The following is a 23,135-nucleotide window of genomic DNA, read 5'->3' on the forward strand; positions in this document are numbered from 1 at the left end:
AAAGGCACAGAAGTCCTAAAAACTCCAGCAGTAGCAGGTAAGAAAGTTGTGACAACAACCTATAGCTTGAACCCTCAAACAGGTGAAGTAACCTCATCTTCAAGCGAACAAGTTCAACCAGGTCAAGCGGCTGTTTACCGTCGTGGTACGAAGAAAGCAGATACACAGTCACAACCAACTGTTGAAACACCTACCTCTACGCCTTCTAAACCAGCTTCAGTGTTACCTAATACAGGGTCATCATCAGGAGCTATATTGAATCTAATTGGATTACTATTTCTTAATATTTTCGGTTTCATCACATTTAGAAACAGAAAATCAAAAGATTAAAAAATAATTGGCTCTTTGTCAACTGTAGTGGGTGACTTATAGCTAAAGACGAGAGGAGACGAGATTCGTCTTCTCTTTTTTGATGTTCAAAGCGATTAAGATACGTTTCTTGAAATTGTCAAAGTTATTGTAACCAAAGGCATTGCGTTTGATATCTTTGATGAGTTTGTTAGTGGCCTCAAGTTTAGCGTTAGAATAAGGCAATTCAATGGCGTTAGTGATATAGTTTTTATAGCGAATAAACGTGTTCAAAGGGGTTTTAAAGGTGCGATTAAGATGAGATAACGTGTCTTGAATTAATCCCCAAAACTGGTCAGTATTCTTCTCTTGTAGATGCAATAGGAGCAGTTGGTACAGGTCGTAGTAATCTTTAAGTTCAGGTACTAGAGTAAAGATTTTATTCAGACATTCCCTAGGAGTTAAGGTTTCTCTAAATGTTCGATCATAGAACGCCTTAAGAGAGAGTTTCCGACTATAAATTTCCAGTAGTATTTAAGAGCTCTGTATTCCAGAGATTTATCATCAAATTGCTTCATGATTTTGATTCTAGTCTGATTAAGAGCCCGGCTCATGTGCTGGAGTAAAATAGTCCAGTGGACTATTTTAGCCTCGAGCTAAGAAATTCGGAAGCGAGGGGTGGAAACGATCAAGAACAATTTTAGCTTGAGGAAATAGAACTTTGATGAGAGGAATATAACTTCCAGACATATTGATAATGACCACTTTAACCTTGTTTCGAGCTTCTTTCGAGTACTTAAAGAAATGATTTCGGATGGTTGTTTGTGTTCTGTCATCAAGGATGGTCATGATTTTCTTGGTGTTGAAATCCTGAGCAATGAAGGCCAATTTCCCCTTCTGGTAGGGGAGAACTCATCCCAGGAGAGGATATCAGGCAAAGTGGTGTCATCCTCTTGGAAATGAAATGGCTTGAGCTTACGATAGACGGTGGAGGTAGAGATGGCTAACTTAGAAGCGATATGTGTAAGAGCCTCTCTGTTGAGTAGGAGTTGGGCAATTTTCTGTCTAACCATTTCCGAGATTTGGCAATTTTTCTTAACGAGAGTTGTTTCAGCTACAGTGACTTTCCGACAGGACTTGCATTGAAATCGTCTCTTTTTCAAGCGAATAAGGCTAGGAAAACCAGCAATCTCAATAAAAGGAATTTTAGAAGGGTTTGGGAAGTCGTATTTGATTTGTTTTCCTTTACAGTGTTTCCATTTAGGAGGGTGATAATCAAGTGTAGCGAAGACTTCGATATGGGTATCGTGCTGAATGGCTTTATTTAAGGTGATATTTTTGTCTTTCATTCCGATGAGTAATGTGGTATGATTGATGTGTTCCATAAGATACTTTCTAATGAGTTGTTTAAGCGCATTTCATTATAAGTCTTATGGGACTTTTTTGATACTCAAAAAGTCCTATAATCTCCAAAGTAGATTTACCCACTACAGAAATTATAGAGCCTAGATTTGTTTGTTATATTCAAACCTAGCCGGTTTCTTCGATATGTTGTAGTTAATATAATTAAAAGGGAAAATTTTGATTTTGGATAAATGGACATTATATACCACCATTTAGCTGATAGAATTATGAAATTATAAATTTATTCAAATATGCAGAATGTCTTAATGATAGATTAGTAGCGCAATTGTTAGCTATATCTGATTATCTTAAAAATTATAAAGCAGATTAAGTGCTTTTGTTAAATTAAAGTGATATAATATAATGGTTTAAACTATTTATCAGTGGTGTAAAATAGTGTATATTTTCTGAAAATTTTAGTTTTCCAATGGAAAAATGAACAATTTTTAGAGAAATATACATTTTAAAAAGAGAACTTTTCTTAGTAACGACTGTTAGTTATTAGGAATACAAAAAGGCATAGGATTAGCTCATATATGGAGATTAAACAACTAAAAAAATTAAAAAGAGAACAATTAATTACCATTATGCTAGAACAGCAGGAAAGGATTGAGCAACAAGAAGAGGAAATAAAGCAATTGATAGAACGTTTAGAAGATAAAACTATTTTATTGGAAAAATCTGGTTCGATTGCGGAAGCTTCTTTAGCGCTTAATAAAGTTTTTGAGGCAGCTCAGGCAGCGGCTGATCAGTATCTACAAAATATTAAGAGAGACAATTGAAATTATAAGAGGATGATCAAAAAGTATATGAACAATTCTGAGCTAAGTTCTAAAGAGCTAGCACAAGAGTTAGAGCGTCTAAGGTATAGAGGACGTTTTTGGACGATTATTAAACAAACGTTATATACGTTGTTAGCGGTTGTAGCTGTAGCTATTTTAATAGCGGTATTGTGGTTACCGGTGCTTAGAATTTATGGACAATCTATGAATAAAACATTGCAAGAAGATGATCTTGTGCTTACTGTAAAGGGATCTAGCTTTGAAACTGGAGATGTTATCGCGTTTTATTACAATAACAAAGTTTTGGTAAAGCGTGTGATTGCGCAGTCTGGGGATTGGGTAAACGTTGACTCTGAGGGTGATGTCTATGTCAATCAGAAAAAATTAGATGAACCTTATGTTCTGGATAAAGCGCTGGGAAAAAGTGACATCACGTATCCTTATCAAGTGCCAGAACAAGAAATTTTTGTGCTAGGTGATAATCGTTCGGCGTCTATAGATTCCCGTAATACAGCCATTGGTGGCATTTCTGAAGAACAAATTGTTGGAAAAATCTCCTTTAGAATTTGGCCGTTAGATAGGTTTGGAGTCATCAAATAAAAGGTGTAACGAGAAAAAGTTATTTTTACAACGAATTGTATGAGATTATTATGATGGATTGGAGGTAAGGTGGACAAGATTTATAAATACGTAACGAATTATGTTGGCAAATTTGAAAATCGAATGAAATGGAAGAGTATGACTTGGACTATCTTGGTTTTGGCAACTTTTCTAACAACGTATTTTTTGATTTTACCAGCAATTACAGTTACAGATAAACAAGCTGACGAGGCTGCGATACGTCTGGAGGATCCGACAACGGAAGAAAATTTTCTAGAAAAGGTAGAGGAAACAGACCATGTTGATTCTATAACTAGTTTGATGCATTCGGAAGAAACCGTAGAAAGGTCAGAGCAAACAAAAGCTACTACAGAGGCAACAACGGAAATCGAAACTACCAGTGAGAAAGGGAAGGAAGAAACTCATTTTGATAGTGCTTTGACTTATCGGGGTAGTGATTACAAAGTCAGAGTAACCATCCCGAAAGAGGCAAAAATACCTAGCACGGTTCAGTTGGTTGCTGAAGAGATTAAGGAAGAAGAAGCTGAGTATCATGGTTATAAGGAAAAAGTTCTAGTCAAAGTTGCTCGTCAAGAGGAAGAGATTCAACTGCTGAGGCTATATGATATTCGCTTGCTTGTTGACGAGCAGGAAGTTGAACCACAAGCTTCCGTGAAAGTTGAAGTGTCTTATGACGAAAAGTTAGATGCTAAGGATGAAGACCTGAAAATTGTCCATTTTAAAGATGATGGACAGACAGAAGTTTTAAAATCAAAGGCAACTAAGGAAACTAAAAATACAGATAGTGACATTGCTTTTAAAACTGACTCTTTCTCCATTTATGCAATTGTACAAAATGGAAAAGAAGTCCCAAGGCATACTTATAAGTTTCAAAATGCTGATGGTTCAGAGTATAAGTTTATCAATAAATCTGGTGATGAAATTTCAGAACAAATTATAAAAAATGGTGAAGAATTACACGGCGTTGGAATTCCGATTACGGCACATGGTCAACACTTTAATGGTTGGTTTATTTGGAATGAGGATCAAAGAACATTAGAGGAAGCTATTAAATTTGATGAACCTATAACAGTTAACGAAAGTAAAACTATTTATATTCGTCCAAGTATGGGGAATATGGTTTACCTTACTGTCTACGATGATGAAGATGGGAAGATTATTCTTGAAAAGGAACAATTAGCACTTAATGGCGGAAGTGTTACTGAAGATTTGAGTAAGTTTAGTCAAGTAATCAAACCACCAACATCAACACAAGTTTTGGTTGGGTGGTCGCTGACACCACACGGTACGTTGCTACAGGGAGGTGTGAATGCAACGCTATCTTTAAGCCAAGATACAAAAGTTTACCCTATTTTTGGAGAGTCAAAACGATTAGAGTTTTACACGGATACTTTAAGTGAGACTGACAGTATTTCTAATGGTGCTCCTTATATTCCTCCTAAACTTGTTGTTTCAGGAGAAACTGTAACTCAATATAAACCAGAAGATCCTAAACGTTATGGATATACTTTTGGGGGATGGTATGATACAAAACCTATTAATGGGCAGAAGCCTAGTGGAAATTCGTTTAATTTTGATGCTCCTTTAACGACAGATAAACAGCTATATGCTTATTGGATTCCTGATAAAGCGAGTTATACGGTTGTCTATTGGTTGCAGCGAGCAACAGATAGTAAGAATGCGACGAAAGAGCTAAAAACGTATGATTACGCAGGGCAGCGTTCAGTAGCCTCTGCGACTGTTGGCTCTACAGTATCAGTAACTACTGCTGATAAGAATGGAACACATATTACAGGTTTTGTGCCAGCTGGATTTGAGTACACAACAGATCGTGGAGAAACCACTACAACTGTTAAGGCAGATGGCTCTACAGTATTGAATGTGTACTTTAATCGGCGGTTAATTACCATGAAGTTTTATGATAGCGCAAGTTACATTGCCTATAATAGCCCAATCTGGAATAGTAATGATCGTAATTTGAAAGTGCTAACAGGTTTATATGGGACTTCGTTGGAAAGTAACAACTATACTTGGCCGAATAGTGGCACTAATACTTGGAGATATTATGAGTATACTGGTAGTGACATAGGCATGACTTACTTAGGAGAGTTTGTTCTACCAGAAGGAACTTATCCGAGGGTTGCAGGTTCGTCAATAAGCCAAGAAATCCGATTGTTTAAATCAGGGACAAAAGCCAAAACAATCCATTTTTATAAACAACGAGTGGATGGAAGTTATGCTCCAATATGGAGTCCAGATGATACTGGTGTGTCTAGTTCAAATTCTACTACGTTTACATTTTCAGAAAAGTACAATGGATTTAATGTTCATAGTTACATCCGTTATGATATAACAGCAGGCAGGTACGTGGATAATCAATGGCGTTTAACCAGTTCTGGAAATAATACCTCAACAGCCTCTGGATATTATTATTATAATAATTACTATATTACTAACCATTATGACTTACATGTGCGATATGAACGTAAGAAATTTAAATTAGACTTTAGATATCCGGAAACAAATGCTTCGCTAGATAATTTTGAGTCAAAGGAAGTCTTATATGAGGAAAATTTATCTAAGTTTAAACCAGATACCACTACGATTAAACCGACTCCGCCTAAACCGGGGTACGAGTGGGATGGTAAGTGGTATAAAGATCAGACACTAACGCAAGAGTTTGATTGGAATGATAAAATGCCGGATCATGATTTAGTTGTCTATCCAGGATTTAGAAAAATTAAATATAATATCGTCTTGGATCCTAACGGGGGAGAATTGTCAGGTTCACAAGATACGCATTTTACTTTGTATTATGGCGATTCTATTCCTGAGTATGACAACATGACACGTAACTATATTGAGGATCCTAACGGTAGTTACTATTATCGTAAAGATACAGTAGCGACACTCGATATTGCTAATGATAGTGAAACTCAGCATGCACACTATACGACAAATCCAGCAGAGTCAAATGTTAATCCAAATCAACGCTATAGAGCAGATAAAGATGCGTATCATTTGATTGGTTGGTATGTCGTTGGAAAAGATGGTAATTTGGAGCGACCATATAACTTTAGTGGTGCTGTAACGAGCAATCTCACACTGCGAGCAGAATGGCGTCGTACTGGGGAGTATAAAGTTGTTTATAGTGATGTTGTTTATGGACTAGATCTTAACCCAATTCAAAAAGATGGAACACAATTAAAAGCAACGAATTTACCAAACGATCTTAATAAGTATGATGATAAATCGCACGCAGAATTGGAGCGTCGTCCAACATCGCCAGAGGGCTATCGTTTTCGTGGTTGGTTATATGATGGCAAAATCTATAATCCACATGATACCATCATTATTAACGCTCTAAAAGCAGATGGTAATAAAACTTTGACGGTTTATCCAGTTTATAAACCAGTAGAATCCATACAGGTTGAGACTACTCATCTCACCTATGATGGAAATGGTGGTGCTCGTTTAGAGAATGGTCAGAAAGTAACTCAAAAAACATATGATAAATTACCAGTGAATACGATCCATAAGACGCATGGAGATGATTTCTTTGAAAGAGTCGGTTATGACCTAATTGGTTGGCATACGGTAAAAGCAGATGCTGAGCGTGGCAATGTTGAGTATCGCTTGGGACAAGATGTCGGATTAGATAACAAGCCAGACGCTTCAAATACTCTCTATGCGGTTTGGAAACCTAAAGAATACACCGTTACTGTGATTAAAAAGGTTATTGGTAACGATGATGATAAACAAAAGGAATTTAAGTTTGACCCGAGTACAAATCTTCAGCAAGGAAACTTTGCATTAAGAGATTCTGTTACTAACAATAATGAGAAGAAAGTATTTACTAAAGTTCCATATGGAACAATCATTTCAATTGATGAGCAAGATTATACTGAGTTCTCTAAGACAGAAGATATAACTCATTCAAAACCAGCTTCTGGTGAACAGCCTTGGACAGATCGTGTTGTTAACCTACCTCAACTAACTGTTGATGGTGATATTGATATCGTTTTCACTAATACACGGAACATGCAACAAGTTGTCTTAAAGAAAGTTAGCGTCGAAAATATCAATACGAGCTTATCTGGTGCTGAATTTAATATCTATAAGGTTGAAAATGGGCAGAAGGCTTCAACGCCACTTTACACCAAAGTGACATCAAATGATGCAGGAATAGTTGTTAATGGACATACACAGGAGCCATTCTTCAATTTGCCAGTAGGTAGCTATCTTATTACAGAGACTAAGGCGCCAGATGGGTACAATCTTGAAAAAGCAGATATGTCTTTAGAAGTTACGGCGACAGGCGCAAGTTTTATTCAAAATGGTAACGCTGCGGCACCAACGGTGATTAATACACCAACTGCTCAGCAATTTGAATTCAAAATCACAAACTCAAAAGGTGCTGAATTACCATCGACTGGCGGTATCGGAAAACACCTTTATCTTATCCTAGGAATGCTATTAGCATTACCGGCAGGATTACTTTTATATAAAAAACACAAATTAATGTATTGATAGGCAATACTAGAAAGAAATTATTTATTTTATGAAAAAGAAAATTATTAAATCTATACTAGCAGCAACACTTATTCTTGGAACTGTAGCACCAGCTACAACACCCGTGTTTGCAGCGGATACTGGGACAATTACAATTAAAGATACTCAAACTAACACAAAATATACAGCTTATAAGATTTTTGATGCTACTAATGATGGAGACGCTGTTTCTTACACACTTCCTACTGGCAATGCTCTTCTAGAGGATTCTGGTTTTAAAAGCCTATTTGACACAAATACTAATGGGAATTTGACTTATATTACACCGAAGGTAGGTGTTACATCAGAACAAATTACAACTTGGGCTAAAGGGTTAAAAGATAAGCTTGGTAATCCTGTTGATACCAAAACAGAAAGTGGTACAGATTCAACTGAAACCTTGCAAGTAGGGTATGGTTACTATCTTGTTGATTCATCACTTAATCAAGGTTCAGTAACTATGGTAACTTCTGCATCTCCAGATGCTATTATTCATGAAAAGGAATCAGAACCGACTTGGGGGGACACTGGTGGAAAAACGACTAATGAAAAGTCTTACAATGTAGGGGATGAAATTACTTATACTGTTACCTATACAAATGCTACAAATTTCAATAAAGGTAACAAGGTTTATCAATATGTGATGACTGATGACATGCCAGATGCTACGGTGGTTGAACTTGTACCTAATTCTTTTGAAGTTAAGGTCAATGGCACTGTATTAACTCAAGATACTACAGGTGCAGCAGGGACTTATAAGTTTGAACAGTCTAATAATGATTTTACGTTGACAATTCCTTGGGCTGCAACACAAACTCAAACTGCTGAAGCTCAACTTGGTAAAGGAGATGATTTCTATTATAATCAAGGTGTAAATGAAATCGTTGTAATTTACAAAGGAATTTTAAAATCAGGTGCTACTGAAGGTTCTAGTGCTCAAAATACCAATACGGCTCGTATCAAGCCTAATGATAAACCGGATCCAAATGAGCCAGGTAAATCTGTAAATGTTTATGATGGTGAAATTAACATCAAAAAAGTTGACGGTATTGATATGAATAAAACATTGGCTGGAGCTGAATTTGTTCTTAAAAAAGGAGATAAATATTACAACTTTGAAGGTGAAAAAACTACCTGGGTTGACTCTGTAGAGCAAGCGACTAAAGTTGTGACTAAAGAGGATGGTACGGCCTCCTTCTCTGGTCTAGCTGAAGGTGAGTATGAATTGATTGAAACAGTTGCTCCGAAAGGATACAATCTCAAGAAAGAGCCAACTTTGGTGACTTTAAAACTTAAAGGTGATACAGATGCTACGGATACGTTGATTGCTACACCTGAAATTAAAAACAATCGTGGTGCTGAACTTCCATCTACTGGTAGCTTTGGAACAAAACTTCTTTACATTGTTGGTACGACGTTAGTGATTGCAGCTGGAGTTACTCTTGTGGCACGTCGTCGTGCGGAAGACTAATGTTAGGCTAGCAAATGGATAAGGAGTTGTTTTGAAAGCAGTTTTACAAAGGAATCGGGTATCCATTTTGCTTGTCACAATCATGATTGTAGGGATAGGTTTGATTGCCTATCCCTCAATCGCTAATTATTGGAATTCTTTCCACCAATCGCAAGCGATTATGGATTATCAAAAGAGTGTGTCTTCAATTGATACAAGTCAGTATGAGAAAATTCTTTCCAGTGCTAAAAAGTATAATGAAAAGTTTAAAGACTCTGGTATCAATTGGCACATGACTTCGGAAGAGCGTGACGCTTATAATAAAGAGCTGGCTATTGATCAGACTGGAAATATGGGATTTATTTCCATTCCAAAAATTAATGTCACGCTTCCGCTTTATCATGGGACTTCAGAGGATGTTTTACTAACTTCTATCGGTCATATTGAGGGGACGAGTCTCCCTGTTGGAGGTGTATCAACTCACTCAGTTTTATCTGGTCATAGAGGGTTACCATCGTCACGCTTATTTACCGATTTGGATAAATTGAAGGTAGGAGATCGTTGGACGGTAGGTATTCTTAATGAATCTTATACTTACGAAGTGGATCAGATTAGAACGGTTTTACCGACAGATTTGAGTAATATTCAAATTGAAGAGGGTATGGATTATCAAACCTTGGTAACTTGTACGCCGTATGGAATTAATACTCACCGTCTTTTGGTACGTGGCCATCGTGTTTCTAATGAAGATGGTGATGGTTTAGTGACTCCAGATGCTATCCAAATTGAACCTATTTATATCGCTCCATTTATTGGTGTTCCAATTGTTTTGATTCTTCTTATGATTTTTATGATTGAATCTAGAAAACATCGTAAACGCCGTCAGATTTTGAAAAAATTGGCTAGTAGTGAAGAGAATTAGGATGCTCTTAGTGATAATTGGGGATTATGGAACTGACTGAGTGTCATATCATAGAAGTTTTTTGACTTTTTTATAAACTTAAAAACGAGGAATGGCAGCTTATTTGTTGAGCTGTTGGTTCCCGTTTTTTTTTATTGAGGTTTAAGGATTAATGAAAGCTTGAGAGTTTTTCTTCTTGCTATGTTCTTGTCGGTATTGCCGTGGTGTGATGAGGTATTGTTTTTTGAATTGACGATTGAAATGTGAAAGATTGGTAAAGCCTGTTTGCTCTGCCACTTCTAAAATACTATCGTGGCTATGAATGAGGAGTTGGCTGGCTTTTTGCAAGCGAACACGGATGATAAAGTCTGTGCAGGATGAGCCAGTATGTTGCTTGAACAAGCTCATAAAGTGGGCCTTACTGTAACCAATGAGAGTTGCGAGTTGCTGAATAGATAGGTTTTCTTGATAATGGTCATTAATGTGGTCGATAACTTGTCGAATTTTGGCGTTTTTACGGTAAGTATCGTCAGTTACTTTTTTGAGGACATGGCGGTGCAAAAAAAGGAGGTAAAGGAGTTCATTGAGTTTGGCTTTTAGCAATAATTCGAAGTGCCGTCCTTCTTTTTTAGCTAATTCTATAATGGTTAACACACAGGATTTGATGTCCTCATATCCTGCCATGTGTGGTTGGATACGGGGAACAAATTTTAAGGAACTATTTTGCAAGGGTTGAAGGTAATGAAGGCTGGTTTGGTCAACTAAACGTTGTCCAATCATGTCTAAATGGAAGATAAACGCCTCTGAAACCTGCTCTGCTTTTTCCAAAGGATGGATGGAATGCATCCCGTTAGGATGAACTAAAATAATGTCCCCCTCATTACTATTAAAAATATCATAGTCAATATGGTAACGGGCACTGCCAGAAAAAATATAATGAACTTCCATTTCTGGATGCCAATGAAAAAGGGTATCGGGTCGACCATTTTGGATGTGCATGCGCTCAAACCGATAAGGTAGGAGATGATGAAGTTTTTCCATATATAATGTCTCCAAATCATAGGATAGTATCAGTATAACATAGAATAGTGGCAGAAAAAAGCCTAAATCTATTTTAAAATAATAGTATGATAACTTAAGGACAGGAATACGAGTAAGAGTAAATGTGACCTGTCTCTAAAAATAAAGGAGTTTATAATGGCCTATACATTTCCTAAAGATTTCTTATGGGGCGGTGCAACAGCTGCTAATCAATTTGAAGGTGCTTACAATGTTGATGGTAAGGGGCTATCCGTTCAGGATGTGACGCCTCGTGGTGGGGTTCCGGCAAAACCAGGGGATCATAATCCCTTGATTACTGATAAACCCACAGCTGATAACCTAAAATTAGAGGGAATTGATTTTTATCATCGTTATAAAGAGGATATTGCCCTCTTTGCGGAAATGGGATTCAAGGTCTTTCGACTATCGATTGCTTGGTCACGGATTTTCCCAAATGGAGACGAGTTAGAACCTAATGAAGCAGGTCTCCAATTCTATGATAAGGTCTTTGACGAGCTTTCTAAATATGGGATTGAGCCACTTGTAACGCTATCTCATTATGAAACGCCTCTACACCTCGCTCGCCAGTACAACGGCTGGGCAAATCGTGACTTGATTAGTTTTTATGAACGCTATGTGAGTACCGTCTTTACACGCTATAAAGACAAGGTTAAGTATTGGTTGACCTTTAATGAGGTAAACTCAGTGCTCCATGCTCCATTTATGTCTGGAGGCATTGCGACACCGTTTGAAGAGTTGTCAAAACAAGACCTCTATCAAGCTGTTCATCATGAATTGGTCGCGTCAGCTTTGGCGACGAAGGTTGGTCACGAGATCAACCCAGATTTCAAGATTGGCTGTATGGTACTTGCCATGCCAGCTTATGGGATGACCTCAAATCCATTAGATCAGCTGGCTGTCCGCCAGTTTGAAAATCAAAATTACCTTTTCTCAGACATTCATGCGCGTGGGAAATACCCTAACTATATTAAACGCTTCTTCAAAGAAAATGATATTGAGATTCAGTTTGCAGAAGGTGATGAGGAGCTGTTGAAACATACGGTTGACTTTATTTCCTTCTCATACTATATGAGCGTTGCTGCGGCTCATAATCCTGAGGCGTACAACTCGGGTCGTGGGAACATCATGGGTGGCATTAGTAATCCATATCTTGAAGCGTCTGAGTGGGGGTGGCAGATTGACCCGGTTGGTTTGCGCTTGGTTCTCAATGATTTCTATGACCGCTACCAATTGCCACTCTTTATCGTGGAAAATGGTTTAGGTGCTAAAGATATTCTCGTTGAAGGACCTAATGGGCCAACAGTTGAAGATGATTACCGTATTGATTACCTCCAAAAACATTTGGTGCAGGTCGGTGAAGCGCTTCAAGATGGGGTGGAACTGCTTGGTTATACCACGTGGGGACCGATTGACTTGGTATCAGCATCAACCGCAGAGTTAAGCAAACGTTATGGCTTCATCTATGTTGACCGTAACGATGATGGAACAGGAACCCTAGCTCGCTACAAGAAAAAATCATTCAACTGGTATAAAGAAGTAATAGCGACAAATGGTGAGAGCCTTTATCGTTAAGTTAATACTCATTTAAAATTAAAATTTTAGAACCTCTAATATCATCAAGGGATTGATGAACGTAGTGAGGATAAAACGTTTCTTTCGCGATAGTGATATTCTGAGAGTGGGACAGAAGTCATGAGTTCGAAGTCTTGACTTCACCTCGCTCTTTGATTTCTAAGCTAAGGCTGAAAGTGTCCAGTGGACACTTTCACTCTCATTTCCGCACACCTCCAAAGGTCTGGGAGACCTTTGGAGGTTGGGAATAAGATGAACCAAGTTCATCACATTCGTATAGGATGGCTGCTAACGATTGCGTGGTACTAAAATAGTCCACTGGACTATTTTAGGTGGACACTTAAAATGAAGAAGTGTCCAGTTGCAGACCTCCGATCAACCACTGCGTCAATCTGTTATTACTATCAAAAAAAGAAGGCTGAGATATTTTTGTCCCAACCTCGAAATGGACTTTTGGGAGAACTATATAAATTGATTACTAATAGATAATTTCGTAGTCGTTCCCCGCAAGGATGATTAGGTTGGAAGCTATCAAGTAATTGATAAGTACAGCCGCCAATTATCTCCTGCAATAAGCAGAATCAAAAAGTAGCAATGAAACATCGAAGGAGGTTGCTTGTGTCCGCACTTTTTAAGAAAGAAACAAAAAAGTAATTTTTTAATTTGGTTCAGTATAAGAAAGGAATTAAAGATGGTAAAAGCATTTCCAAAAGGCTTCTTCTGGGGAGGCGCTATCGCAGCTAATCAAGCAGAAGGAGCCTATAATGAAGGTGGACGTGGCCTTGTTCAAACAGATGTGACAACAGGTGGTACGGTTAATTCACCACGTTACACAACCTATATTGATAAGGATGGCAAACCAGGCAAGGCTGGCGGTATGGGTCACCACGCTCGTATCCCTGAGGGTGCCAAATATGCAGTGCTAGATACGGAGTATTACCCAAATCACAAGGCGGTGGATTTCTACCATCGTTATAAAGAAGATATTGCCCTTTTTGCAGAGATGGGATATAGCATTTTCCGTCTGTCCATTTCTTGGGCACGGATTTTCCCAAACGGTGATGATGTTGAACCAAATCAAGAGGGGCTTGATTTCTACCGTTCGGTCTTTGAAGAATGCCGTAAGTATAATATCGAGCCTTTGGTGTCGATTTGGCACTTTGACACACCGCTGGCTTTGGAAGAAAACTATGGTGGTTGGAACAACCGCAAATTGGTTGGTTTCTATGTGCGCTATTGTGAAGTTATTTTCAACGAGTACAAGGACTTAGTTAAGTATTGGTTGACCTTTAATGAAATCAACAATACCACTATGTTCCTCGATATGATGGGCAATAAAGGGACTGATGCGGATTATCAAGCAGGTTACCAGCAGTTGCACCACCAATTTCTAGCGTCAGCTCGTGCGGTACAAATTGGTCACAGGATTAATCCAGATTTCAAATTTGGAAATATGATTTGTGGGATTACCTTCTACCCTGCAACTTGTGACCCAGCAGATATCTTGGCTAACCAACACAAGTGGGAAAGTGGTATTTACTATTGTGGTGATGTTCAGGTCAAAGGAAAATACGGTACCTATGCTAAACGTCTTTGGAAAGAGCATAATGTTGAGCTAGATATTCGTGAGGGCGATTTAGAAGACCTTGCCAATGGTACAGTAGATATGTACACCTTCTCCTATTATATGTCTAACAATGTAACAACTCATGATACGGATGATAAAGTGGCTGGAAACTTCTCAACAGGTGCGCGTAACCCTTACTTGACTTATTCAGACTGGGGATGGGCTCATGATCCAAGAGGGCTTCAATACTACTTGGAGAAAATCTACGACCGCTATGAAGTGCCACTCATGGTTGTTGAAAATGGGCTTGGTGCCTTTGATACGGTTGAAGAAGATGGTTCGATTCACGATGATTATCGTATTGATTACCACCGTGCTCATATTAAAGCAATGGCTGACGCTATTGATAATGGGGTTGACCTCATTGCTTATACGACTTGGGGCTGTATTGACATTGTATCTGCAGGGACTGGTGAAATGCGCAAGCGCTATGGTTTCATTTATGTTGATATGGATGACGAGGGAAATGGTACCATGAACCGTTCTCGTAAAGACAGTTTCTACTGGTATCAAAAGGTTCTTGCGACCAATGGTCAAAGTGCCTTAGAAGAATAAAGATAAGCGAGATAAGGAGCAGTGGCAGGTGAATTGGCTAGCTGCTCCTTTTTGATAAGGAGAGAGGATGACGATTAAACTAATTGCTTCGGATATGGATGGCACTTTTTTGGATGCCAAAGGAAGTTACGATAGAGACCGTTTTGAGAAGATTTTGGATGCCTTAGACAAGCGCCAAATTCCCTTTGTGGTAGCAACCGGAAATAGCATGCCACGCTTGGAACACATGTTTGGAGACTTGGTACCACGACTTAGTTTTGTAGCTGAAAACGGTGCTTATGTTATAGATAAACAGGAGGTTTTGGTTAGACAGGTGATGACACCTGATATGGTGGCAGATTTTCTAACATTTTTCAAAGGAAAGGAAATTGATTACACCATAACTCTTCTGGGGGATGGGGATATTTATTTGCTAGATGACACTGTTTTTCCAACCTTTGATGGGATTGAGCCGGAACAACTGGAACTCTTTCGTGAGCGTATGCGATTTGTATCTGACTGGTCAGAAATTGAAGGTAAAGAGATTTACAAGATGAATCTTGTTGTTCCAGAAAACATTAGCGATAAGGTGACTACTGATTTCAACCATGCTTTCAAGGGGCGCTTACAGGCTGTTGGGAGTGGCTATGGAGCGATTGATGTGATTATCGAAGGTTGCCATAAAGCTTGGGGACTAGAGCAACTTTTAGAGCGTTACGGGATTTTACCTGAGGAAGTGATGAGCTTTGGCGATAGTGACAATGACCTTGAAATGTTAAAACATACTGGAGAAAGCTATGCTATGGCAAATGCTTCTGACCGTATCAAAGCAGTAGCTAAGCATATCGCCCCGAATCACAATGACGCTGGTGTACTGACAACGATTGAGCATTTTTTGTGGGGATAGGCCGGCGGTAGTGCTATTTTATCACTAGATAGTGGCAGTTGAGGCTTAGTATATGAGTGTAAGGGAAACCAATCACTGGTAAATGACCATTTTAGGAGAACGTGATGACAAAAGTATTTTATCTAATGAGACATGGAGAAACTCTTTTTAATACCCAAAAACGGGTTCAAGGGGCTTGTGATTTCCCTCTCACTGAGACAGGAATCGCACAGGCTAAAGTTTGTGGGTGAGTATTTTGCTGAAAAGGGCATTCGCTTTGAAGCCGTATATAGTTCGACACAAGAGCGTGCAACAGATACGGCAAAATTAGCTGGTCAGACCAATCAAGTAACTCAGCTCAAAGGTACTAAGGAGATGAATTTTGGGATTTTTGAAGCGCAGCCAGAAATGCTATTACCCAAACATCGTCCAGGCTCGAAATCATTTGAGGATTTATTGGTTCCTTTTGGAGGTGAAGATATTGTTAAAGTAGGTGAACGAGTATCTCAGACCTTGGTAGATACAATGGTAAATCATAGAGAACAATGTCTTTTTGTTAGTCACGGAGCAGCCATGTGGGGACTGCTCCAGTACCTACAGATTGACCTGCCTAAGGGAGCATATTTTAGTAATTGTGCCATCACAAAATGGAGTTTGGAAGATGGGCAGCTAAGATTAGAAGAATTGATTCTGCCAACTGAACAGTTCAAAACTTATCAACTTAGTTAAGGAGACATAGATGCCAAAAGTAATTTTTTTAGATGTAGACGGAACCTTGGTTGACTACCATAACCGTATCCCAGAAAGTGCTGTTACAGCAATTCGCAAGGCGCGTGAAAATGGGCATTTGGTCTATGCCTGTACAGGGCGTAGTCGCGCTGAGATGCAACCGGAAATTTGGGAGATTGGCATTGATGGTATGATTGGTGGCAATGGTTCTTATGTTGAGCATCAGGGCGAGGTAGTGATGCACCAGCTGATTGCTAAAGAAGATGCTGTATCCGTTGTGGATTGGCTTCATGAGCGTGGCTTGGAGTTTTATCTTGAAAGTAATAATGGTCTTTTTGCTAGTGAACATTTCCGTGAAAAAGGCAGAGAAACGCTCCATACCTACATGCTTGGAAAGGGCATGACTGCTGAGCAGGTTGCTGATTTAGAAACTGAAGATGTGCTTCATGGTTTGGTTTACGGCGCAGACCTCTACCGAGATGATCTCAATAAAATCAGCTTCATCCTATCATCCTACCAAGACCATTTGGATTCCAAAGAAGCCTTTCCGCAACTGGTTGCTAATACTTGGGGTGGACGTGGTGAGACAGCACTCTTTGGTGATTTAGGGATAAAAGGGATTGATAAAGCTAAAGCGATTGACCAGCTATTGGCTCACCTTGGTCATGATAAGTCAGATACCATTGCATTTGGTGATGCCAAGATTGATATCCCAATGTTTGATTATTGTGCACTTGGTGTGGCTATGGGAAATAGCGGAGCGGAGACTAAGGCAAGTGCCGATATGGTGACAGATGATGTCGAAGATGACGGGCTCTACAATGCCTTTGACAAATTAGGTTTGTTAGGGTAATTAGACACCCTAATATAGGCTCTTCTTTCTCGAATGTGCGGAATACTATCCTAGGATACTATCAGTATTTCCATTGATAGCACAAGAAAAAGCCTTCAAAAAAGAGTATGATACTATTATTAATGAAACAAGGAGAATTTTTATGACAAGACAATTTCCAGATGGTTTCCTTTGGGGCGGTGCCACAGCAGCTAACCAATTTGAAGGTGGGTTTAATGAAGGCGGTCGTGGGTTTGCGACTTCTGACACGGCACGTGCAGTTCGACCGGAAGACCGTAAAACGATGGGTGGCGAATTTACCACACCAATGAACCGTGAAAAGCTAGATTTTGCCCTTAATGATAAAGAAGGCCTCTATCCGAAACGTTGGGGCTCTGATTTCTACCATCGCTACAAAGAAGACATTGCCCTCTATTCTGAAATGGGCTTCAAGACCTTCCGTCTATCGATTGCTTGGCCACGGATTTTTCCAAAAGGGGACGAGTTGGTACCAAACGAAGAAGGTTTAGCGTTCTATGATAACGTATTTGATGAACTCAACAAATATGGTATCGAGCCACTCGTTACCCTGTCTCACTATGAATTCCCAATCCACTTGGTGACGGAATACGGTGGTTGGAAAAACCGCAAGGTGATTGATTTCTTTGTGCGCTATGCAGAGACTGTCTTTAACCGTTACAAAGGTAAGGTGAAATACTGGCTAACCTTTAACGAGATCAATATCCTTGGGTTGACAGGTTACCTTTCAGGAGGCCTTCTCTTTGAAGATGGGAAGTTGCACCTAGATGAGATGTATCAAGCGGTGCATCACCAATTTATTGCGTCAGCTTTGGCAACAAAAGCAGCACACGAGATTGACCCTGAAAACAAGGTTGGTATGATGTTGGCACGCATGGAAGCTTACCCAGCGACCTGCCACCCAGACGATATCATGAATGCCATTCAAAAAGATCAATCAAACCTTTTCTATTCCGATGTGCAAGTGCGTGGTGAGTACCCACGCTACATGAATCGCTTCTTCAAGGAAAACAATATTGAGATTCAGTTTGAGCCAGGGGACAAGGAGATTTTAAAACAGTATCCTGTTGACTTCATGAGTTTCTCTTACTATATGACCTCTGTGACACGTCATCCAAACAATATGACGGATGAGCAAAAAGCAACAGCAGGGAACTTGATGCTAGGTGAGGCAAACCCTTATTTGGAAGCTTCTGACTGGGGCTGGCAGATTGACCCAGTTGGACTTCGTGTGACCTTGAACAAACTCTATGACCGCTATCAAATCCCACTCTTCATCGTGGAAAATGGTCTTGGCGCACTTGACAAGGTTGAAGCAGATGGCTCTATCCATGACAGCTACCGCATTGATTACCTTGAAAAACACGTCAAACAAATGTATGAAGCCATCGAAGATGGTGTTGAGCTTATGGGTTACACCTGGTGGGGCTGTACCGACCTTGTCTCTGCCTCAACATCTGAAATGTCCAAACGCTATGGCTTTGTCTATGTTGATGCCGATGATGAAGGAAACGGAACTTTTGACCGTTCACGCAAGGATTCCTTCTTTTACTACCGTGATCTCATCGCCTCAAACGGCGCTAACATTTTGAATGATTAAAACTATGGGATAGTGCCGAAGAGCCACTCTCCTGTTTTGGAAAGGAGTAAGAAATGACAAAAATATTTTATCTGATGAGACATGGCCAAACCCGTTTTAATCAGCAACAACGGATTCAAGGAGCCTGTGACTCTCCGCTGACAGCATTAGGTATTGAACAGGCGCAGGCAGCATGTGATTATTTCGTGGCAGAAGAAATTGCTTTTACGAAAGTCTATTCTTCCACGCAAGAACGAGCGGTGGATACAGCTGAAATCGCGAGTGGACGCACAGATATCATCCGTCGGAAAGGGCTTAAAGAAATGGACTTTGGTGCCTTTGAAGGGCAACAAGAATTTCTGAATCCTCCTTTTAAGAGAGATGGGTCTGGCTACGGAGATTATTTTGTAACCTATGGCGGAGAGGATTCTGTTGCAGTTCGAGAACGTGTGCATGCAGCTATGCAAGAAATTATGGCTGAAAACAAAGACAATGATGATACCATCCTCGTCGTTAGTCATGGAGGAGCAATCGCGCAGTTTTATCGTCATTATGCTAAAACATCACCTCAGCTGAAGACGCGTATCAGTAATTGTGCTATTTTTAAAATGACTTTTGAAGATGGAGAGTTTGATCTTTTGTCAATCTATGACCCGGTTCATAAGCTGTATCTATTTGAGAAGGTTTAATCCTATTATAGTATCGTTTTATACGATAAAACTACCAGTTTTACTAAATGATTTATGCTATACTATAACTAAATAGAATTGAAAGAGGTTACAAAATGACAACTTACAAACCATTTCCAAAAGATTTTCTCTGGGGTGGTGCAACAGCTGCCAACCAATGTGAAGGTGCTTACGATGTTGATGGGCGTGGTCTAGCTAACGTGGATGTCGTGCCAATCGGAGCAGATCGCTTCCCAATTATTGCTGGTAAGAAAAAGATGTTTGATTTTGAAGATGGCTACTTTTATCCAGCAAAGGAATCTATTGACTTTTACCATCACTACAAAGAAGATATTGCGCTTCTTGCTGAAATGGGTTTCAAAACCTATCGCATGTCAATCGGTTGGACACGCATCTTCCCTAAAGGTGACGAATTAGAACCAAATGAAGCAGGGCTTCAATTTTATGAAAATGTCTTCAAAGAGTGTCGCAAATATGGCATTGAACCATTAGTTACCATTACGCACTTCGACTGCCCGATGCATTTGATTGAGCACTATGGTGGTTGGCGTAACCGTAAACTCATCGATTTCTACGAACGTTTGGTGACAACGCTCTTCACTCGTTACAAGGGTTTGGTTAAATATTGGTTGACATTCAATGAAATCAACATGATTCTCCATGCCCCATTTATGGGAGCAGGGCTCTACTTTGAAGAAGGGGAAAATGTTGAGCAGGTGAAATACCAAGCCGCACACCACGAATTGGTAGCGTCAGCTTTGGCAACTAAAATTGCTCATGAGATTGACCCTGAAAATAAAGTTGGTTGTATGCTGGCTGCTGGGCAATATTATCCAAACACAGCGCATCCTCGTGATTACTGGGCTGCCATGCAAGAAGATCGTGAAAACTACTTCTTTATTGACGTTCAAGCGCGTGGGGAATACCCAAATTACGCGAAGAAAAAATTTGAGAAACTCGGTCTTAACATTGAGATGACTGAAGAAGATCTTGCTCTTCTCAAAGAGCACACAGTGGACTTTGTATCCTTCTCATACTACTCAAGCCGTGTGGCATCAGGTGATCCAGAAGTCAATGAAAAAACAGCTGGAAATATCTTTGCGTCATTGAAAAACCCATACTTGGATGCTTCAGAATGGGGTTGGCAAATTGATCCACTCGGGCTTCGCATCACTTTAAATGCAATCTGGGATCGTTACCAAAAGCCAATGTTCATCGTGGAAAATGGTCTTGGAGCTGTTGATACACCAGATGAGAATGGTTATGTTGAGGATGATTACCGTATTGATTACCTTCGTGAGCATATCAAGACCATGAACGATGCCATTAACGAAGATGGTGTAGAACTTCTTGGTTATACCACATGGGGTTGTATCGACCTTGTTTCTGCTGGAACAGGTGAAATGAAAAAACGTTACGGCTTTATCTACGTTGACCGTGATAACGATGGTAATGGTACTCTCAAACGCTCTAAGAAAAAATCATTTGATTGGTATAAAAAGGTGATTGCCAGTCAAGGAACCGATTTAGGTTAAAATAGGATGACAATTACTGACAAAGGAGGTGCACGCATCTCCTTTTTAGGTTATAATGAAGAAGGAGAAAATAAGACAGCAAAGTAGGAGAAATGTTCCAAGCAAGCCTTATAGGTGTAACAGTCTGAGGTTTGCTCAACTCGGCCTAACAGATGCCTGTTACAGTGTTCGAAAGGATTGGACCAGCTATCACGGTGACTTGCTTGTAGGAGGTCTGTTAGTTCAAACTGCTAAAAGGCTTTATAATCTTGCTTCTGAGGATGATTTAACATGAAAATTGATAAGGTATGTAATAACAATATTGTTCAAGCATTTGGTGACGATGGCAAAGAGTACATCGTTATGGGGCGTGGGTTAGGTTTTCAAAAAAAATCAGGGGATATGATTGATCCTGAAAAAATTGAAAAGACTTATATTTTAGAAAATCCAGAGACTTCGCAAGAATTACAACAATTAACACGCAATCTGCCACAGGAAGAATCTGATGCTTTTTTGGCCATCTTATTGAATGTAGAAGAAGAGCTAGGACAATCCTTTGACTCCTCTTTCTTTATTGCCTTGATGGATCACCTACATTATGCTATTGAGCGTTATCATGAGGGAATTCCATTGCAGAATCCCCTATCTTGGGAGATTCGAAAATTCTATCAAACCGAATACAAACTAGGTCGGAAAATTGTATCGGACTTGAACCAAATTTTTGGAATTGGTTTGGATAACGAAGAAGCATCCTCAATTGCTTTGCACCTGGTGAATGCCCAAAAAGACAGCGGGTTCATCACCAAGCATCAATCGTTGACACGCTTGGTTGCCAATGTTATGGATATCGTTCGTCTACATTTTGGTATTGATTTTGATGAAGACTCTTTAAATTACCACCGTTTTGTCACACATGTTCGCTACTTTGGTCAACGTGTCCTCCAAGGCAATATCCAAGGGCAAAATGATGCGTTTTTATATGAACAAGTACAAGACAATTACCCCCAAGCCTTTGACTGTACCCAAAAAATTGCGGCTTATGTGGATAGTACCTACAACTTTATCATGAGCAAAGATGAACAGGTCTATCTCACGATTCACATACAACGTGTCACCGAAGGTAGCTAATATTTAGCCGCCTTTTTAATCCGTTTATTGGATGAGCGACGGTTTGAGAGGAAGTCTTGTCTAGCTATCTAGTGTTTGCTACATTATTACTTTGGCGTGTTGCTTGATTTGAAGTTAATATTGTCAACCTTTTTAAGAATAATATTTTGCTTGTGTGATGACACGCCAAATGCATGAAGAAAATTTAGTTTTCAGAAAGCGAAAATCATAGTGACAAAATCAATCAAAGCAGTACACTATAGATGAGGTGACTACTATGATTGATTTTATTGTTTCTATTGATGATTGCGCAGGTGAATTGGATAGTCGTCAATCTTGGAAAATTCGCTATCCCTTGTCAACTATTCTCTTTCTTGTGCTCGTTTGCCAAATGGCAGGGATTGAAACATGGAGGGAGATGGAAGATTTTATCGCCATGCATGAAGATCTCCTAAGTGAATATGTCGATTTAAGTGCGGGTTGTCCCTCTCACGATACGCTAGAACGTGTTGTTAGTATGGTCAATCCTCAATTTTTGAGCGCTCTAAAGGTTGAATTTAATCACTCCCCAGATTGTGTATCGGTTGAGCGACTGATAGCCATTGATGGTAAGACCATGCGTTGCAATGGTAATAGACACCAAGTTCCCAATCATATTGTGACAGCTTACGACGGCTCAAATAAAATCAGTATGGGACAAGTTAGTGTTGAGTAAAAAAGTAATGAAATCACAGCTATTCCTCACCTCTTACGAATGATTGACCTTCGACAAGGGATTGTCACGATGGATGCCAAGGGAACACAGACAGATATTGTGGCTGAGATTATTCGGGGTAAGGGTGATTACTGCCTAGCAGTCAAGGGCAACCAAGGGACGCTTCACGAGGATATTGACCTTTATTTTAGTGATGCTAAATTGCTTGAGAAACTAAACAAGAAAGGTCAACATTACCAAACAGTAGAGACAG

15 protein-coding genes and 3 pseudogenes are annotated in these 23,135 nt (G+C 39.5%); 16 read left to right on the forward strand and 2 right to left on the reverse strand.

Features of this window, described 5'->3' with window-relative positions:
- A partial coding sequence (locus tag ACFPQ3_RS01555) for an LPXTG cell wall anchor domain-containing protein (protein WP_380433496.1) occupies positions 1-330 on the forward strand: 330 nt, incomplete at its 5' end.
- 42 nt (positions 331-372) lie between these two features.
- On the opposite strand, the pseudogene ACFPQ3_RS01560 reads toward ACFPQ3_RS01555, so the two are convergent.
- Positions 373-1,673: pseudogene (locus tag ACFPQ3_RS01560) on the reverse strand (ISL3 family transposase).
- A gap of 555 nt (positions 1,674-2,228) precedes the next feature.
- Here ACFPQ3_RS01560 and ACFPQ3_RS01565 point away from each other — a divergent pair.
- From ACFPQ3_RS01565 to ACFPQ3_RS01585, 5 genes are all read left to right on the forward strand, one after another.
- Complete coding sequence (locus ACFPQ3_RS01565) at positions 2,229-2,474, forward strand: DNA repair protein (RefSeq protein WP_380433497.1); 246 nt, start codon at positions 2,229-2,231, stop codon at positions 2,472-2,474.
- 27 nt (positions 2,475-2,501) lie between these two features.
- Positions 2,502-3,074: a signal peptidase I gene (lepB, locus tag ACFPQ3_RS01570; RefSeq protein WP_156807091.1), complete on the forward strand. Its 573-nt coding sequence runs from the start codon at positions 2,502-2,504 to the stop codon at positions 3,072-3,074.
- 69 nt (positions 3,075-3,143) lie between these two features.
- A complete protein-coding gene (locus ACFPQ3_RS01575; protein WP_232323264.1) occupies positions 3,144-7,625 on the forward strand; it encodes an InlB B-repeat-containing protein in 4,482 nt (1,493 codons plus the stop codon).
- A 31-nt stretch (positions 7,626-7,656) separates the two neighbouring features.
- Positions 7,657-9,117: a SpaH/EbpB family LPXTG-anchored major pilin gene (locus ACFPQ3_RS01580; RefSeq protein WP_156807090.1), complete on the forward strand. Its 1,461-nt coding sequence runs from the start codon at positions 7,657-7,659 to the stop codon at positions 9,115-9,117.
- Between the two features lie 82 nt (positions 9,118-9,199).
- The gene (locus ACFPQ3_RS01585; protein WP_156807092.1) at positions 9,200-10,018 is read left to right on the forward strand and encodes a class C sortase; all 819 of its coding nucleotides are present in this window, start codon (positions 9,200-9,202) and stop codon (positions 10,016-10,018) included.
- A 141-nt stretch (positions 10,019-10,159) separates the two neighbouring features.
- Here ACFPQ3_RS01585 and ACFPQ3_RS01590 read toward each other — a convergent pair whose 3' ends face one another.
- The gene (locus ACFPQ3_RS01590; RefSeq protein ID WP_156807089.1) at positions 10,160-11,038 is read right to left on the reverse strand and encodes an AraC family transcriptional regulator; all 879 of its coding nucleotides are present in this window, start codon (positions 11,036-11,038) and stop codon (positions 10,160-10,162) included.
- 156 nt (positions 11,039-11,194) lie between these two features.
- Here ACFPQ3_RS01590 and ACFPQ3_RS01595 point away from each other — a divergent pair, with 156 nt between their 5' ends.
- From ACFPQ3_RS01595 to ACFPQ3_RS01640, 10 genes and pseudogenes are all read left to right on the forward strand, one after another.
- The gene (locus ACFPQ3_RS01595; RefSeq protein WP_156807088.1) at positions 11,195-12,631 is read left to right on the forward strand and encodes a glycoside hydrolase family 1 protein; all 1,437 of its coding nucleotides are present in this window, start codon (positions 11,195-11,197) and stop codon (positions 12,629-12,631) included.
- Positions 12,632-13,322: 691 nt separating this feature from the next.
- The gene (locus tag ACFPQ3_RS01600) at positions 13,323-14,813 is read left to right on the forward strand and encodes a glycoside hydrolase family 1 protein (protein WP_156807087.1); all 1,491 of its coding nucleotides are present in this window, start codon (positions 13,323-13,325) and stop codon (positions 14,811-14,813) included.
- A 67-nt stretch (positions 14,814-14,880) separates the two neighbouring features.
- A complete protein-coding gene (locus ACFPQ3_RS01605) occupies positions 14,881-15,699 on the forward strand; it encodes a Cof-type HAD-IIB family hydrolase (protein WP_156807086.1) in 819 nt (272 codons plus the stop codon).
- Positions 15,700-15,803: 104 nt separating this feature from the next.
- Positions 15,804-16,407, forward strand: a pseudogene (locus ACFPQ3_RS01610) (histidine phosphatase family protein).
- 10 nt (positions 16,408-16,417) lie between these two features.
- Positions 16,418-17,260, forward strand: coding sequence for an HAD family hydrolase (locus ACFPQ3_RS01615; RefSeq protein ID WP_156807085.1), 843 nt, complete (start codon positions 16,418-16,420; stop codon positions 17,258-17,260).
- 142 nt (positions 17,261-17,402) lie between these two features.
- Positions 17,403-18,878, forward strand: coding sequence for a 6-phospho-beta-glucosidase (locus tag ACFPQ3_RS01620; RefSeq protein WP_156807084.1), 1,476 nt, complete (start codon positions 17,403-17,405; stop codon positions 18,876-18,878).
- A gap of 53 nt (positions 18,879-18,931) precedes the next feature.
- Positions 18,932-19,546, forward strand: a complete 615-nt coding sequence (locus ACFPQ3_RS01625; RefSeq protein ID WP_156807083.1) for a histidine phosphatase family protein — start codon at positions 18,932-18,934, stop codon at positions 19,544-19,546.
- A gap of 95 nt (positions 19,547-19,641) precedes the next feature.
- Positions 19,642-21,081: a 6-phospho-beta-glucosidase gene (locus ACFPQ3_RS01630; protein ID WP_156807082.1), complete on the forward strand. Its 1,440-nt coding sequence runs from the start codon at positions 19,642-19,644 to the stop codon at positions 21,079-21,081.
- A gap of 270 nt (positions 21,082-21,351) precedes the next feature.
- Positions 21,352-22,188, forward strand: coding sequence for a BglG family transcription antiterminator LicT (gene licT / locus ACFPQ3_RS01635; protein ID WP_156807081.1), 837 nt, complete (start codon positions 21,352-21,354; stop codon positions 22,186-22,188).
- A gap of 256 nt (positions 22,189-22,444) precedes the next feature.
- A pseudogene (locus ACFPQ3_RS01640) lies at positions 22,445-23,135 on the forward strand (ISAs1 family transposase); the annotation flags it as partial.

This window comes from Streptococcus caledonicus (assembly GCF_042656225.1).
GTDB classification, from domain to species: domain Bacteria; phylum Bacillota; class Bacilli; order Lactobacillales; family Streptococcaceae; genus Streptococcus; species Streptococcus caledonicus.

What these genes read in the sequence shown, in the direction of transcription:
- ACFPQ3_RS01605 (WP_156807086.1), top strand. Translation starts at nt 14,881, where the DNA reads ATGACGATTAAACTAATTGCTTCGGATATGGATGGCACTTTTTTGGAT.
- ACFPQ3_RS01620 (WP_156807084.1), top strand. Translation starts at nt 17,403, where the DNA reads ATGACAAGACAATTTCCAGATGGTTTCCTTTGGGGCGGTGCCACAGCA.
- lepB (WP_156807091.1), top strand. Translation starts at nt 2,502, where the DNA reads ATGAACAATTCTGAGCTAAGTTCTAAAGAGCTAGCACAAGAGTTAGAG.
- licT (WP_156807081.1), top strand. Translation starts at nt 21,352, where the DNA reads ATGAAAATTGATAAGGTATGTAATAACAATATTGTTCAAGCATTTGGT.
- ACFPQ3_RS01625 (WP_156807083.1), top strand. Translation starts at nt 18,932, where the DNA reads ATGACAAAAATATTTTATCTGATGAGACATGGCCAAACCCGTTTTAAT.
- ACFPQ3_RS01595 (WP_156807088.1), top strand. Translation starts at nt 11,195, where the DNA reads ATGGCCTATACATTTCCTAAAGATTTCTTATGGGGCGGTGCAACAGCT.
- ACFPQ3_RS01585 (WP_156807092.1), top strand. Translation starts at nt 9,200, where the DNA reads ATGATTGTAGGGATAGGTTTGATTGCCTATCCCTCAATCGCTAATTAT.
- ACFPQ3_RS01590 (WP_156807089.1), bottom strand. Translation starts at nt 11,038, where the DNA reads ATGGAAAAACTTCATCATCTCCTACCTTATCGGTTTGAGCGCATGCAC.
- ACFPQ3_RS01580 (WP_156807090.1), top strand. Translation starts at nt 7,657, where the DNA reads ATGAAAAAGAAAATTATTAAATCTATACTAGCAGCAACACTTATTCTT.
- ACFPQ3_RS01615 (WP_156807085.1), top strand. Translation starts at nt 16,418, where the DNA reads ATGCCAAAAGTAATTTTTTTAGATGTAGACGGAACCTTGGTTGACTAC.
- ACFPQ3_RS01630 (WP_156807082.1), top strand. Translation starts at nt 19,642, where the DNA reads ATGACAACTTACAAACCATTTCCAAAAGATTTTCTCTGGGGTGGTGCA.
- ACFPQ3_RS01600 (WP_156807087.1), top strand. Translation starts at nt 13,323, where the DNA reads ATGGTAAAAGCATTTCCAAAAGGCTTCTTCTGGGGAGGCGCTATCGCA.
- ACFPQ3_RS01565 (WP_380433497.1), top strand. Translation starts at nt 2,229, where the DNA reads ATGGAGATTAAACAACTAAAAAAATTAAAAAGAGAACAATTAATTACC.